Source organism: Frankia sp. AgPm24 (assembly GCF_023243055.1).
GTDB lineage: Bacteria > Actinomycetota > Actinomycetes > Frankiales > Frankiaceae > Frankia > Frankia umida.
On sequence record NZ_JALKFW010000185.1, the window covers coordinates 37,189 to 51,496 of the forward strand.

Annotated in this window: 12 protein-coding genes; 9 read left to right on the top strand and 3 right to left on the bottom strand. The window is 72.3% G+C overall.

Going from position 1 to position 14,308, the window contains the following annotated elements:
• Positions 1 to 108: 108 nt before the first annotated feature.
• Positions 109 to 678: a MarR family winged helix-turn-helix transcriptional regulator gene (locus MXD61_RS13605; RefSeq protein WP_248813352.1), complete on the top strand. Its 570-nt coding sequence runs from the start codon at positions 109 to 111 to the stop codon at positions 676 to 678.
• Positions 679 to 717: 39 nt separating this feature from the next.
• On the opposite strand, the gene MXD61_RS13610 is transcribed toward MXD61_RS13605, so the two are convergent.
• Complete coding sequence (locus tag MXD61_RS13610; protein ID WP_248813354.1) at positions 718 to 969, bottom strand: hypothetical protein; 252 nt, start codon at positions 967 to 969, stop codon at positions 718 to 720.
• Between the two features lie 367 nt (positions 970 to 1,336).
• Between MXD61_RS13610 and groES the strand changes: the two genes are divergently transcribed.
• Both groES and groL read left to right on the top strand, forming a co-directional pair.
• On the top strand, positions 1,337 to 1,645 hold the full coding sequence (groES, locus tag MXD61_RS13615) for a co-chaperone GroES (protein ID WP_035921112.1): 309 nt from the start codon (positions 1,337 to 1,339) through the stop codon (positions 1,643 to 1,645).
• A gap of 129 nt (positions 1,646 to 1,774) precedes the next feature.
• Entirely contained in the window at positions 1,775 to 3,421 is a 1,647-nt protein-coding gene (gene groL, locus MXD61_RS13620; RefSeq protein ID WP_248813355.1) for a chaperonin GroEL, read from the top strand.
• A gap of 214 nt (positions 3,422 to 3,635) precedes the next feature.
• Here the strand turns inward: groL and MXD61_RS13625 are convergent, their stop codons facing one another.
• Positions 3,636 to 3,968, bottom strand: coding sequence for a WhiB family transcriptional regulator (locus MXD61_RS13625; protein WP_248813356.1), 333 nt, complete (start codon positions 3,966 to 3,968; stop codon positions 3,636 to 3,638).
• A gap of 577 nt (positions 3,969 to 4,545) precedes the next feature.
• Positions 4,546 to 4,953 carry a DUF5319 domain-containing protein gene (locus MXD61_RS13630; RefSeq protein ID WP_163547526.1) on the bottom strand — a complete coding sequence of 136 codons (408 nt, stop codon included), beginning with the start codon at positions 4,951 to 4,953 and terminating at the stop codon, positions 4,546 to 4,548.
• A gap of 596 nt (positions 4,954 to 5,549) precedes the next feature.
• Here MXD61_RS13630 and guaB point away from each other — a divergent pair.
• The 6 genes from guaB to MXD61_RS13660 all read left to right on the top strand — a co-directional run bounded on the left by guaB (position 5,550) and on the right by MXD61_RS13660 (position 14,259).
• A complete protein-coding gene (gene guaB / locus MXD61_RS13635; RefSeq protein WP_248813411.1) occupies positions 5,550 to 7,037 on the top strand; it encodes an IMP dehydrogenase in 1,488 nt (495 codons plus the stop codon).
• Positions 7,038 to 7,152: 115 nt separating this feature from the next.
• Entirely contained in the window at positions 7,153 to 8,286 is a 1,134-nt protein-coding gene (locus tag MXD61_RS13640) for a GuaB3 family IMP dehydrogenase-related protein (protein WP_248813357.1), read from the top strand.
• Between the two features lie 72 nt (positions 8,287 to 8,358).
• On the top strand, positions 8,359 to 9,765 hold the full coding sequence (locus tag MXD61_RS13645; RefSeq protein WP_248813358.1) for a hypothetical protein: 1,407 nt from the start codon (positions 8,359 to 8,361) through the stop codon (positions 9,763 to 9,765).
• Positions 9,762 to 10,007, top strand: coding sequence for a hypothetical protein (locus tag MXD61_RS13650; protein ID WP_248813359.1), 246 nt, complete (start codon positions 9,762 to 9,764; stop codon positions 10,005 to 10,007). Before MXD61_RS13645 ends, MXD61_RS13650 begins: the two co-directional genes overlap by 4 nt.
• Positions 10,004 to 12,718, top strand: coding sequence for a hypothetical protein (locus MXD61_RS13655; RefSeq protein ID WP_248813360.1), 2,715 nt, complete (start codon positions 10,004 to 10,006; stop codon positions 12,716 to 12,718). The genes MXD61_RS13650 and MXD61_RS13655 overlap by 4 nt, the downstream gene beginning before the upstream one ends.
• A gap of 134 nt (positions 12,719 to 12,852) precedes the next feature.
• Positions 12,853 to 14,259, top strand: a complete 1,407-nt coding sequence (locus MXD61_RS13660; RefSeq protein WP_248813361.1) for an ABC transporter substrate-binding protein — start codon at positions 12,853 to 12,855, stop codon at positions 14,257 to 14,259.
• Positions 14,260 to 14,308 lie beyond the last annotated feature (49 nt).

A 14,308-nucleotide genomic window follows, 5' to 3' on the forward strand; every position in this document is an offset into this window, starting at 1 on the left:
TTCACCTGGTGTGAAGATCGATGCCGAGACTATCTTTAGCTGGGATCGTCTGCAAGTGCACTTATCTCACGGGGTGATCGGGCTGGCGAACGCGGGTACCCTGGCACGATGAGCGACGCCGGGGCGTCTGCCGCGGTGCACAGCGCCGAGGCCGAGGGTCTGCCCGAGGATCTGGGGCACGATCTCGGCTGGCTGATGGGTCAGGCGCAGTACGGCTACCTCGAGGCGGCCGCCTCGGCCTGCACGCAGCTGCCCGGTGGTCTACGCGCGCTTCAGGTGCTGGGCGCCGCTGTCGAGGGTGAGGGTCGCAACCAGATAGAGGTCGCGCGCAGGTTCGGCATCGACCGCACGGTCATGGTGCGTCTGGTCGACGAACTCGAGCGGGACGGGCTTGTGCTCCGTCAGCCGGATCCGGCCGATCGTCGCGCTCGCATCCTCGTCGCGACCGAACGCGGCACCCTCGTCCACACGGCCGCCCAGCAGCAGCGGCTGCTGGTTGACCAGCATGTTCTCGCCGCGCTGGAACCCGCGGAGCGCGAGGAGTTCGTCCGGCTGCTGCGCCGCATCGTGGCCCGACTCGTCGATGTGGACCCGACCCACGGCGTCGCCGCCTGCGAGATCGCCCGCCAGCAGATCGACGCCCGGAAGGGCACCGGCGGTCCAGCCGCCACCGGCTGACCAGGCGTCCACGAGAAGTCGCCGGCGCCCCGCGGCCGGTTAAGGGGCGGCCGGCGGGTGCACCTGCTCGAACGGCCATGCGTGCGGGGCGCCCGTGGTGAGGCCGGGCGGCACAGTGGGCATCGGCGGCACGGTGGGCATCGGCGGCACGGTGGTGCGGACGATCACGACGACCAGGTCGCCCGCCCGCTGGTGGCTGAGATACACCTCACCGTCGCGGTCGCCGAGGGCGTCGACCGCCCAGTCCCGTAGTCGGGTGAGCTGGCCGGGGGCGGCCTTGGCCTCCCACATCCAGATCATCGTCGGACTCCCGTCGGATACTGGCGATGTATCGGTCCACACCGATCGTCGCGCAGCTCACGGGGTCGGTCGGTGGTGGGGGTCGGGGCACGCGACCGGATCCGCGGCGTGCTCGGACGCCCGGATCCCCACGATCGCGGGCGGAACGGGCACGTCGGTCCACGTCCACGGAGTACGTCCCGGGCACAGCGTCGGCCTTTGAGTCTTGACAGATCCGCCCTTCTTGGTTGACGTGCGTGGTGCGGGTGCTAGGTTGGCACTCGGCACGTGAGAGTGCCAGCGACGACAGGCGCCTGTTCACCCGCGACGGCAGGCCGCCAGGGTCGCTCTCTCATCCAGCGTAGGAAGGGGGAGGTCGATCGTGACGACCGCCACCAAGGTTGCTATCAAGCCTCTTGAAGACCGCATCGTCGTGCAGCCGTCGGATGCCGAGCAGACCACCGCATCGGGCATCGTGATTCCGGACACGGCCAAGGAGAAGCCCCAGGAGGGGACTGTTCTCGCGGTCGGACCGGGTCGGTTCGAGGACGGCAAGCGCGTCCCGCTCGACGTGAAGGTCGGCGACGTGGTGCTCTACAGCAAGTACGGCGGTACCGAGGTCAAGTACTCGGGCGAGGAGTACCTGGTGCTCTCCGCGCGCGACGTCCTCGCGATCATCGAGAAGTAGGCCGTGCGTCGGTAGCGACGCGACGGGGGGCGCGCCCCGCTGGTGGCCGCCCGGTGTCCGCCGGGTGCACCGGCGGGGCGCGCTTCTCGTTGTGCTACCGGCAATCGATGTCGGGAGGACACCTCAGGTATGCCGAAAATTCTGACGTTCAACGAGGATGCCCGTCACGCACTCGAGGACGGCGTCAACGCGCTCGCCAACGCGGTGAAGGTGACGATCGGCCCACGCGGGCGCAACGTCGTCATCGACAAGAACTACGGCGCGCCGACGATCACCAATGACGGGGTGACGATCGCGCGCGAGGTCGAGCTGGACGACCCGTACCGCAACCTTGGCGCTCAGCTCGCCAAGGAGGTCGCCACCAAGACCAACGACGTCGCCGGTGACGGCACCACCACGGCGACCGTGCTGGCCCAGGGAATGGTCCGGTTCGGCCTCAAGCAGGTCACGGCGGGCGCCGCACCGCTGTCGCTCAAGGCTGGCATCGAGGCCGCGGTCGAGGCCGTCTCGGCGGCGCTGCTCGAGCAGGCCATCGAGGTCAGCGCGAAGGAGACCATCGCCCAGGTGGCGGCGATCTCCGCGCAGGACGTCCGGGTCGGCGAGCTGATCGCCGAGGCGATCGACAAGATCGGCAAGGACGGCGTCATCACGGTCGAGGAGAGCCAGACCCTCGGGCTCGACCTTGAGCTCACCGAGGGGATGCAGTTCGACAAGGGCTACATCTCGCCGTACTTCGTCACCGACACCGACTCCCAGGAAGCGGTGCTCGAGGACGCCTACGTCCTTCTCTACCCGGGCAAGATCGCGGCGCTGAACGAGATCCTGCCCCTGCTCGAGCAGGTCGTCCAGGAGCGCAAGCCGCTGCTGATCATCGCCGAGGACATCGAGGGCGAGGCGCTGTCCACCCTGGTGGTGAACACGATCCGCAAGACCTTCCAGGTCGTCGCGGTGAAGGCGCCCGGCTTCGGTGACCGCCGCAAGGCGCTGCTGCAGGACATCGCGGTGCTCACCGGTGGGCAGGTCATCGCCACCGAGGTCGGTCTGTCCCTGGACGCGGCGACCCTCGCCGATCTCGGCCAGGTCCGGCGCGTGGTCGTCGACGCGGGCAACACCATCCTCGTCGACGGCGCCGGCGACGCGGACGCGGTCGCCGAGCGCGTACGCAACCTCAAGGGCGAGATCGAGGCCAGCGAGTCCGACTGGGACCGCGAGAAGCTCCAGGAGCGGCTGGCCAAGCTCGCGGGCGGGGTCGCGGTCATCCGCGTCGGCGCCGCCACCGAGGTGGAGCTCAAGGAGAAGAAGCACCGTCTCGAGGACGCCGTCTCGGCGACCCGCGCGGCCATCGAGGAGGGCATCGTCGCCGGTGGCGGCGCCGCCCTCGTGCACGTCGCCTCGGTGCTCGACGGGGGCCTCGGTCGCACCGGTGACGAACTCGCCGGTGTGAACGTCGTGCGTTCCTCGCTCGACGCTCCGCTGTCCTGGATCGCGCGCAACGCGGGCCAGGAGGGAGCGGTCATCGTCAACAAGGTCAGGGAGCTCAAGCCCGGCCACGGCTACAACGCCGCGACCGGCGAGTACACCGACCTGATCGCGGCCGGCATCATCGACCCGGTCAAGGTCACCCGCTCGGCGGTGGCGAACGCCGCGTCGATCGCGGCGCTGCTCATCACCACCGAGAGCCTCGTCGTGGAGAAGCCGGCCAAGTCCGCGGGCGACCACGGGCACAGCCACGGCCACGGCCATGGCCACAGCCACCAGCACGGCCCCGGTTTCTGACCGGCCACGCACAACGATGCGGCCCGACCTGGGCCCCCGGCAGGGGGTTCAGGCGGGCCGCATCGCCGTTTCGGTGGGCACCGGCCGCCGGTTCCACCCTCGTCGGGTGACAACCAGTCAGGCCCTCACCCGTCCCGGGTGATCAGTGGTGGCGGGCGGGGATGTCGGCCATATCGGCTCCCGGTCCGCCCCCCACCGCTCATCGGTGCGCCGTTCAGCAGGCCGGCGCGAGCCCAGGCCGTGCCGGTACGCGGCGGGTCACCCCGCGCCGCGAACGGCCGGTGAGGATCGCCTCGCGTTCGGACTCGCTGAGACCGCCCCAGACGCCGTACGGCTCGCGTGCGGTCAGCGCGTACTCGCCGCACGCACGCACGACCGGACAGCGGGTGCAGATCGCCTTGGCCGCCGCCTCCCGTGCCGCCCTGGCTGGCCCGCGTTCGCCTTCGGGATGGAAGAACAACTCCGTACTCTCGCCCCGGCAGGCGCCGTGAAGCTGCCACTCCCACTTCTCCGCGCCGGGGCCGGGAAGTCGTCGAACATCGGTCATCGGCCTGAGCCCCCCTTTCGACCTGAGCGGCGAGCGCCGCGGCGTCACCGTAGTACCGGTCACCCTCCCGGGGATCTTGAGAATTTCACCCTGGGCCCGGCATCGGCCACCGTCGGTCCGCGACCTGTCGCGGCGTGCCTGACCGCGCGCCGCACCGTCGGGGCGTGCCGCGGCCAACGCCGAGGGGCGGAGCGGGTCGGATGGTGTTCTGCCTACCCAGGACCTTCGCCTACCCACGACCTCGGCTGGTCACACGACCTCGCGCGAGCTGTGCCGCGGTTCGCCGTCCGCCCGGCCCGGACCCTCGCCCGGTATGCCCGGCGGGCGTCACGGACTCGAGCCGCCGGCGCACGCTCGGTCAGATCGGATGGTCCGGACGCGGCGGATGGTCCGGGTGCGGCGGATGTCGCGCTGGCTCGAAAGTTCTACCGCGGACGTCCGAACGTGGGCCCCCGCTCGGGCACACCCGGGGCAGCGAGGAGGCACCCCACAGCGGGGACCGGCCACCACATCCCCGGGACGGCCGGCCACACCATGGGATGGCGGACACCGCGCGATCGCGACCGCGCGGTGGAACTCAGCGGGAGTCGGCCTCCGAGGCGGCGGACGCCTCGTAGACGCCGTCGGCGAAGCCGCGGGCGTACTCCCAGCTCACGTAGCACGAGTAGTCAGGCGCGAACGCCGGCTCGTGCACCCGGGTGCGGCCCTCGTTGAGCAGGTTGCGCAGATTGCCGGCCAGCAGCTCCCAGTCGAAGTAGTGGGGCTCAGCGCAACCCTCGCAGTCGACCACGAGCCCGCGGTACCCGCGTGGCTCGAGCAACGTGCGGAAGACGTCCAGGTCTCCCAGCTCCGCGAGGACCTCTTCCCGCTCGTGCAGGGAAAGCGGTTCGAGCAGATGGAGATCGTCTGCGGAGTCGAGGCGCGCGAGCTCAGCGGCCGGATCCTCGGGGTCACCCGCGAAGGGGTCGACAGGCTCGTCGCTCACGAGGACAACGCTACGCTTGCCCGGACTGCTAAGTGGTCCCGATTCGGAGTCTCGGCACCGTTGTGCGGCGCTTGTGAGAGGTTCGGCGGCTCGTCGTCGTCCCGAAAACCCCGTCGGCCGCGCTCATCCCACCGGTTGTGCGGGTCCCCGCGACTGGAGGTCACGGCTCTTCGCGCTGGTGGCCAGGGTCGTCCGCTCAGGGCACGACCGCCGTCGCGGGTAGCGAGGCGACACCGTGGCCCGGCCGCGATCTCGGTCACGCGGCGCCCGCCCAGTAGTGCCATCGCCCTCTACGATGGGGATGTGCCGTGACCCGACGGCCGGATGTCTCCCAGCGATGGCCGCACGCGGGCCCGGGGTCCGCGAGGCCCCGCGTTCCCGTCTCGTCCACCGGGCGATCGGGCCGGACCCCAGGCACCCGGCGGGGCCGTGGCCGTCGGGCGGTTCCGCAGCGCCGCGGCACCGGTCACTCCGGAACGGAAGGTGCCATGAACGCCCCTGTCGCCACGCACTCGTCCACGTCGGGCGCAGGCTCCGTCGAGCCCCGAGCAGACCTGCTGGGTGCCGACGCCGCCCCGGTACCACCGAAGCTCGCGATGCTCGGGCTGACCTTCGACGACGTCCTGCTGCTGCCGGCCGAGTCCGACCTGGTGCCCTCCGAGGCCGACACGTCGACCCGGCTGTCGCGTTCGATCAACCTCGCCGTCCCGCTGGTCTCCTCGGCGATGGACACGGTGACCGAGGCGCGGATGGCGATCGCCATGGCCCGCCAGGGCGGCGTCGGTGTGCTGCACCGCAACCTGTCGATCGACGAGCAGGCCCAGCAGGTCGACATGGTCAAGCGGTCCGAGTCCGGCATGATCACCGCACCGGTGACCTGCGGCCCCGAGGCCACCCTCGAGGACGCCAACGTCCTCATGGCGCGCTACCGCATCTCCGGTGTGCCGGTGACCGAGCCGGACGGCCAGCTCGTCGGCATCGTCACCAACCGTGACATCCGCTTCGAGCGTGACTACTCCCGCCGGGTCCAGGACGTGATGACCCGGATGCCGCTGATCACCGCTCCGGTCGGCGTGTCCCCCGAGGACGCGCTTGCCCTGCTGCACCGACACAAGATCGAGAAGCTGCCGATCGTCGACGACTCGGGTCGGCTGCGCGGGCTGATCACCGTCAAGGACTTCACCAAGCGTGAGCAGTACCCGAACGCCACCAAGGACGCGGACGGCCGGCTCGTCGTCGGCGCCGCGGTCGGTGTCGGGGAGGACGCCTACAAGCGGGCCCAGGTGCTCGTCGCCGCCGGTGTGGACTTCCTGATCGTCGACACCGCGCACGGGCACCAGCGGGCCGTGCCCGACATGGTCCGCCGGCTCAAGACCGATCTGCGGGCCGGTCCCGGCGGCCGTCCGCTGGACATCATCGGTGGGAACGTGGCGACCGGCGCCGGAGCCGCCGCGCTCATCGCCGCCGGCGCGGACGCGATCAAGGTCGGGGTCGGGCCCGGCTCGATCTGCACCACCCGCATCGTGTCCGGTGTCGGTGTGCCGCAGGTCACCGCGATCTACGAGGCGGCCCAGGTCGCCCGGCGCCACGGCGTGCCCGTCATCGGCGACGGTGGCCTGCAGTACTCCGGGGACATCGCCAAGGCGATCGCGGTCGGCGCCGACACGGTCATGCTCGGCAGCCTGCTCGCCGGCGTGGACGAGAGCCCGGGCGAGCTCATCTTCATCAACGGCAAGCAGTTCAAGGCATACCGGGGCATGGGCTCGCTGGCGGCGATGCGCAGCCGCGGTGTGGCGCGGTCCTACTCCAAGGACCGCTACTTCCAGGACGACGTGCTCTCCGACGACAAGCTCGTCCCCGAGGGCGTCGAGGGGCAGGTGCCCTACCGTGGCTCGCTCGCGGCCGTCGCGCACCAGCTCATCGGCGGGCTGCGCGCCGCGATGGGATACACCGGCTCGCCGACGATCCAACGCCTTCAGGACGACGCGCAGCTGATCCGGATCACCTCCGCCGGCCTGGTCGAGAGCCACCCGCACGACGTCCAGATGACCGTCGAGGCGCCGAACTACAACTCCGTGCGCTGACGAGAGCTCCTTCCCATCTCGGGTGGACGGGTGGTGCCGCGGGCGCCCCCGTCCACCGTGTTGTTTCGCGTCGTGCCGGGGCCAGGCCACCGGCTGGAGTCAGGAGACCGCAAGCGTGGCAGAGGTCGAGATCGGCATCGGTAGGAACGCCCGGGTCGCGTACGGTCTCGACGCCGTCGGCATCGTCCCGTCACGGCGCACCCGTGACCCGCGGGACGTGTCGCTGGGCTGGGAGATCGACGCCTACCGGTTCGACCTGCCGCTGGTGGCCGCGCCGGCGGACGCCATCACCTCACCCGCGTCCGCGATCGCGCTGGGCCGGCTCGGTGGGCTGGGCATCCTGCACGTCGAGGGGCTGTGGACCCGGTACGAGGCACCGGAGTCGCTGATCGCCGAGGTGACCGACCTGGGCATCACCGCGGGCCCCGCGGTGGCCAACGCCCGGCTGCGCGAGCTCTACGCCACCCCGGTCGACCCCGACCTCATCGCCCGTCGGCTGGGGGAGCTGCGGGAGGCCGGGGTGACCGTCGCCGCGGCGCTGCGACCGCAGAAGGTGCGGGCGCTGTCGGCGCATGTGCTTGCCGCCGGGGCCGATCTGCTGGTCATCCACGGCACCGCCGTCTCCGCCGAACACCAGTCGCGCCAGACCGAGCCGCTCAACCTCAAGCGGTTCATCGGCGAACTCGACCTGCCGGTGCTGGTCGGCGGATGCGCGTCGTTCTCCACGGCGCTGCATCTGATGCGGACTGGTGCCGCCGGTGTGATCGTCGGTGTCGGCTCCGGTCTCGGTGACCGGACCCACGAGACACTCGGCGTCGGCGTCCCCCTGGCGACCGCGATCGCGGACGCCGCCGGGGCGCGGATGCGCTACCTCGACGAGTCGGGCGGCCGTTACGTACATGTGATCGGCTACGGCGACCTGCGCACCGGCGGTGACGTCGCCAAGGCGGTCGCCTGCGGGGCGGACGCGGTGATGGTCGACGCGGTGCTCGCCACCGCACAGGACGCGCCCGGCCAGGGCGGCGTCTGGCCGATGAACGTGTTGTCCTCCGACCTGCCCGCCGGGAACTGGTCCCCGGTGGCGGGTACGGCGACCCTGGAGGAGATCGTGCACGGCATCGGCGCCCCCGTGGGCGCGACCGCGGGCAGCCTCGCCGGAGGCCTGCGGGCAGCCATGGCCACGACGGGATACGCCACCCTCAAGGAGTTCCAGAAGGCCGAGATCATGGTCACTGCCGGCCGGCCCTGACACCCGGTCGAATCCGGTGGGGTGCGGGCATGGCACCCTGGGGTCGTCCGTCTCCGGCACGAAGGACGACCGATGCGCCTCGACGAGCATGGCCGCTGGGTCAGTGACGACGGCGCCTACGTCTGGGACGAGGCCGCCCAGACCTGGCAGTCGGTATCCACCGCACCACCAGTCGGCCCCGCCGTGGCGCCGTCCTGGTCGGGCACGAGCGCGCCCTCGGCGCCGTCGGCCCACGCCGGCGCTCCGACCTCGGGTGGGTCAGCCGGCGCCCCGGGGGCGGCCTCCGGCACGGGTACGTCCCGTGCCGGTGCGTCCGGTTCGGGCCCGGTCGAGGCAACCGCCACGGGCGCGCTGCCGGCCTACGGCAGCGCGACCCAGTTCGGCCGTTGGTCCCTGACCCGTGAACACGCCCTCACGACGGAGCAGCCGCAGACCGGCGGCCAGACCCGGCCCGGTGACCAGACCCGGATGAGCGACCAGCCCCGGACCGCCGGGCCGATGGCACCGGGCGGGCTCGCGGCCGCCGGCGGCCTGGCCACGACCGGTGGGCTGGGAATGCCCGCCGGTCCGGGTGCGCCGGGCGGGCTGGGTGCCTCTGGTGGGCCAGCGGGCTCGGGCCGGGGCACGGATGCGGCCGGTGGGCCGGGGGCGTCAGCGGGTCCCGGTGCGGTCGGTGGTCTGGGCGCGACGGGCGCTCCGGGTGCGGCAGACGCTCCGGGGACGACCGGCGGGCTGGGCCCGACCGGCGGGCTGGGGGTGGCCGGTGGGCCGCTGGGCGACATCGGGTCGACCGGTCCGGTGGGACGGGCCGGTAACCGGCCGGCCGGTCCCTGGAACGCCGACAGCGAGCAGACCGGTGAGATCCGTCGTGTCGGTGGCGCCGCCACGCACACCGGCGCGACACCGCTGCGCGCCGCGGGCGTCGCGCACTGGGATGACGACCTCGACGACGACCTCGACGACGACTCCCACCTCCCGCCTGGCCGCGACGAGGAGGAGGGACGATCCGGCTGGGCGCCGTCGCGGGGGCGCGCGGACGGGCGGGTGCCCGGGGGAACCCCGCCGGCGCGCCCCGGGGCCGTCGGCCCGGAGACGGGGATCGGGGGCCGACTGTCCGCGTTGACGCGGCAGGCCCGTCAGCGACCCATCGTGCTGATCGTCGCCACCGTGGCGCTGGTCTGCCTGGGTCTCACCCTGGTCGGTTACCTTGCGCTGGGCGGCGGCGACTCGGGTACCGGGCAGACCGCGGGCGCCACGACATCCGGGCACGCCCAGTACGACAAGGACGTTCGAAACGCCTACCTCGGATCCTGCCTGGACGTCAGCAACGGAAACGAGAGCTACTGCACCTGCACGCTGGACAAGCTGGAGGCCACGTACACCCAGGAGGAGTACCGGCGATTCAGCGCGAGCGTGCAGTCCGAGTCGTCGCAGCGGATCGTGCGGGAGATCTATGCCGCCTGCCGAGACAAGCGATGACGGACTCCCGTGTAAAATCGTTCGACAACATCGTTGGCACAATTTTTTGCCGCACCAGCCGGTTCCTGACGAGGCGCCGGCACGCTTTTTTCGATCTTCTTGCTGACCTGGGGGGCAGGAGATGCCGCCCGATGATCATGTATCGCACCGTCTCACAACGCACCGCGGCTTTCGCGCGTGACCGCGGCCTCATGGCCGCCGCCGGGTCGCCCGGCGCGGCGCGGCAGGTGATCGTCCGGTGACGACGTCTGACGCCGACCTCAACCGGCCCGCCCCGGTCCGTCGTGGCGACGACTTCTTCGCGGTCGAGCGGGTCGGCGAGCCCGAACCGGCGCCCGCGGCATCCCACTGGGAGCCGGCGCTGTGGCCAGCGGCCCCGACGCCTCCTGTCGAGCCCGCCGCCGGTCCGATGTCCGCCGGCGCCGGCGCCGTCTCCGCTGGTCAGGTGTCCGCTGGTCCGGTTCCCTCGGGGACGGTGTCGGGCGGGGCGCGTCGGCACGCGGACCCGTTCGATGTCACCAGCACCTGGGACGGGGCGACCGCCGCCTCCGCGTCGGGTATCTCGGTCGCACCGCCCACCGCCGACCCACCCAGGTCCGTCCCGGCGGTGTCCTATCTGCCGTCCGTCTCGCCGACCGGGCCAGACCCCACCACCCGGGTGGGTGCGCCGAGCGGCCACGGGGAGAACGGCTTCGACCACCGCCCGGAGAGCATCCGCCCGGAGAGCATCCGCCCGAGGAACATCCGTGCGGAGAGCACCCGGTTGGACGACACGTCGGGTCCGGCCACGGCCCGTGCGGTCGAGGCGGAGCCGGGGCAACGGCCGCGGTACTCGTCGCCCGCGCCGCCGCCGGTCGCGAGGTCCGGTTCCGATTCCGCGTACTCCGACCCGTTCACCGGTGGTTTCCCGATCTCGGCCCGTCCGGTGCCGGCGACCGGCCGCGGCGGACCCGGCGGACAGCTCCCGGCGTCCCCGCAGGTTTCCGCCTCGCCGCCGGTGGCCACGGCGGCACCCGTGCAGGCGCCCGCCTCGACGCGCGCGGGTGCGTCGGGGGCGTCCCAGCAGGCACCGCACCCGAGTGGCGGTCGTGAGGGCGCGGCCATCCGGCGCCGCGCCGATCCGTGGAACGGCCACAGCGCCCCACGTCTGCGCCCGCTTCCCAACGGCGATGCCGCGGCCCGGGCAGCGGGCGGCGCGCTGGACGAGCCGCCGCCGGCCTACCCGTCCACGCCGCCCCGAGGCTTCGGTCCGGACAGCTACTCGGCACCCGAGTACTCGGCGCCCGAGGTGTCCCGCGGGAGCGGCGCCAGGGCCTGGCGCACCGCCGATCCCCTGGGGCCTGGCGCACCGGCCGCACCTGTGGAGCCCTTGATGGCGCCGCGCGGCCGGGCCCGTCAGCCTGGTCCCGATGACTCCGGCTGGCGTAATCCGCTCGCCGACACGGGCAGCTTCGTACGTCCGCTGCCGCCGTCCGGCGCGCCCGCGCCTGCCTCGGAACGGATGGATCCGCTGTCCGGGCCGCTACCCGGGCTGCCCGCACGGCCCGGGGGAAGCACGCTCGGCCCAGGTGCCTCCGCTCTGAGTCCCGGCGGCCAGGTGAGTCCGGGCGGCCAGGTGAGTCCGGGCGGGCGGATGCCGGGCCGGGGTGGAGCCGACGCTGGTGGCGCGCGGGTGTCACCGGAGCGTGGTGGCTCGTCGCCGCGGCGGGTCGAGGAGACGATGACGTCGGTCCGGCCGCTCTACCGGCCCGGTGGCGCGGCGCCGGGCGCGCCCGCCCCGTCAGCGGCGCCGGTCGCCACCGGGTCGGCCCCGGCCGCGAGACGGTCCGCGCCGGTCAGCAGCCCTGCTCGGCCCGCGGCGATGCCCGACCCGGGACGTTCCGGACGTCCCGGTGCCACACCCGTCCCGTCCCGACCCGGCCGTCGACCCGAGACGCCGGCCGAGATGACCTCGCTCGTTCCCCGCCGCGCGGGTGGCGGCGGGCGGAGCCGGCCAGGTGCGGGGGAGACTCCCGGCGAGGACGACAGCGGCTGGCAGCCGTCCAGGTCGGTGCGCAAACCCAGCGGACGCAGCGTTCCGGCGGATCGCCGCCGCACCCCGAACCCGATCACGGACACGAACAGCCTGCAGCCGGTCGCCTCCGGTGGTGGGCCGGCCGGAGAGCGACCGGAGGACCGGACGGGGGCGCCCGAGCGGACCGGTGGACGTGGTCGGGCCGACACCGGCGAACGCAGGCGGCGGGCCACCGGGCCGGGCCGGGCGCTGACCGGCACCGGCGGGCATCGCGCCGCTCGGGTGGCCGGCGACACCACCGGTGCGCACACCGGACCCAGGCGGCGGGCCGGTCGGGACGCCACCTCGTCCACGCTGCTCGAACCGGCCGATCAGGTGCGGGCCGCCGCGGACGACCTCGACGACGACCTGGCGCCCCAGGACCGGCTGGCCTGGCTGCGCCAGGGCTGGATCGGGCCGTTGGCCGTCGCCCTGGTCGTCTCGCTGCTCGCCGTCGGCGGCTATGTCGTGCTGCGTGGCGACCAGAACGACGCGACGCCGACCGCGACCGCGGACAGCAGCACCGCCCCGGTCATCCCCACCAATCCCGACGCGCTGGTCGGCAAGGCGATGATTGACGGGGCGTGGCAGTGCCGGCTGGTGACGGCGATGGCTCCTGAGCTGAAGCTGTCCAGCGAGGTGGTCGGGACGCTCGTCGTCGAACGGACGGCCGGTGGCTACCAGTGGGCCGGGCAGGCCGGCCAGTACACGATTACGGCGGTGTCGGGCAACGACGGCGCCAACGTGATCGGCGATGTCAGGTTCACCAGCGGGCCGCTCAAGGATCTGACCGCCACCCACATCGCCAAGCCCGGCGGCGGAATCCGCGGGAAGGCGCAGGGCACCCTGGATCTCAAGGCGAGCGGTTCGGCGCCGCACCGATTCTGCGGCGTGAACTGAGCACATTCGATCCCCTGCTGACGGTAGGCAGTCCCGGCGGTATGTCGGTTACATCCGATTAGGGGGATCGGGTCGGTCGCGGTGGCACCGGACCCGGTTGTCGGGTTTAAACCGGGGTGGGGCAGGATCGGTCCATGCTCAGCTCAGACGGTGGGACGAATGGCGATTGCGGCTCGGCCGCGCGGACGCGGACGGACGCGGTCGGCGGGATGCCCGCCGGGCCGCCGCGGGTGCCCGACGCCCCGTCCCTCGACCGACGCCGGCTGCTGCGCTGGGCCGGGACCGCGGCCGTCGCCGCGCCGGCCGCGGGGCTGCTGGCGGCCTGCGGCGGGTCATCGTCGGGTGCCAGCGCGGCCCGCAAGGTGCGCATCGGCTACGTGCTGCCCCGCACCGGCACCCTGGACGCCTACAGCGCTGTCGACTCCTTCATCGTCACACGGATGCGCAGGCTGCTCACCGACGGCATCAAGGTGGGCGGCCGTACCTACCCGGTGGAGATCCTCGTCCGTGACTCCCAGTCGGACCGGCACCGGGCTGGTATCGCGACCACCGACCTGATCTACAAGGACCACGTGGATCTGGTTCTGGCCGGCGGCACCTCCGACACGGCCATTCCGGTCGCAGACCAGTGCGAGATCAACCAGGTGCCGTGCATCTCCAGCGTCGCGCCGTGGCAGTCATGGTGGAACGGCCGTGGCGGCAATGTCGACATGCCCTTCCACTGGACGTACCACTTTTACACCGGCCTGGAGGACATCGTCTCCGCCTATGTGGCGATGTGGCGGCAGCTGGGAATCACCAAGGTGGGCCTGATCTACACCGCTGACGATGACGGTGGTGCCTTCGCCAACCAGGACTTCGGCATTCCGTCGGTCCAGAACTTCGGCTTTCGGGTGACCTCGCCCCGGGAGGGCTTCGACACCGGAACGACGGACTTCGGGGCGTATGCGTCGGCGTTCGACTCCGCGGGAGTCGAGGCGGTCGTCGGTGTCATGCCGACCGCGGACTTCGACGCCTTCCAGCGCACGATCCGCAACGGTACCTTCACCCCCAAGGCGATGACCTTCTCGAAGGCCCTCGACTTCCAGGAGGACGTGCGGACCTTCGGGTCCAACGGCGACGGGCTCACCACCGAGATCGGCTGGTCGCCGTCGCATCCCTACCGCAGCTCGCTGGACAACCGGGCCGCCAAGGACCTGGCGACCGACTTCATCAGCAGCACGGGCCGGGTCTGGACGCCGGTGCTCGGCTTCGTCAACGCGCTGTTCGAGGTGGCGGTCAAGGCACTGGGCGGAGCCGAGTCGCTGGAGCGGGAGGCCATCGTCGCGGCGATCCGCGAGGTGGACGCCCAGACGATCGTCGGTCCGGTGGCCTTCGGGTCCCAGCCGAACGTGCCCAAGAACGTCGCGCAGGTCGCCGCCGTCGGCGGCCAGTGGGTGCAGGCCGACAACGACCTGAAACTGCAGATCGTGAACAACAGCGGCAACAGCCGCGTCCCCACCGACGGTCAGCTGCGCCAGCTACCGGCCGGCACCGCCTGATCGGACCCGGCCCGCGACACCGGTGTGAAGCCCGGCCGGGCTCGCCGGG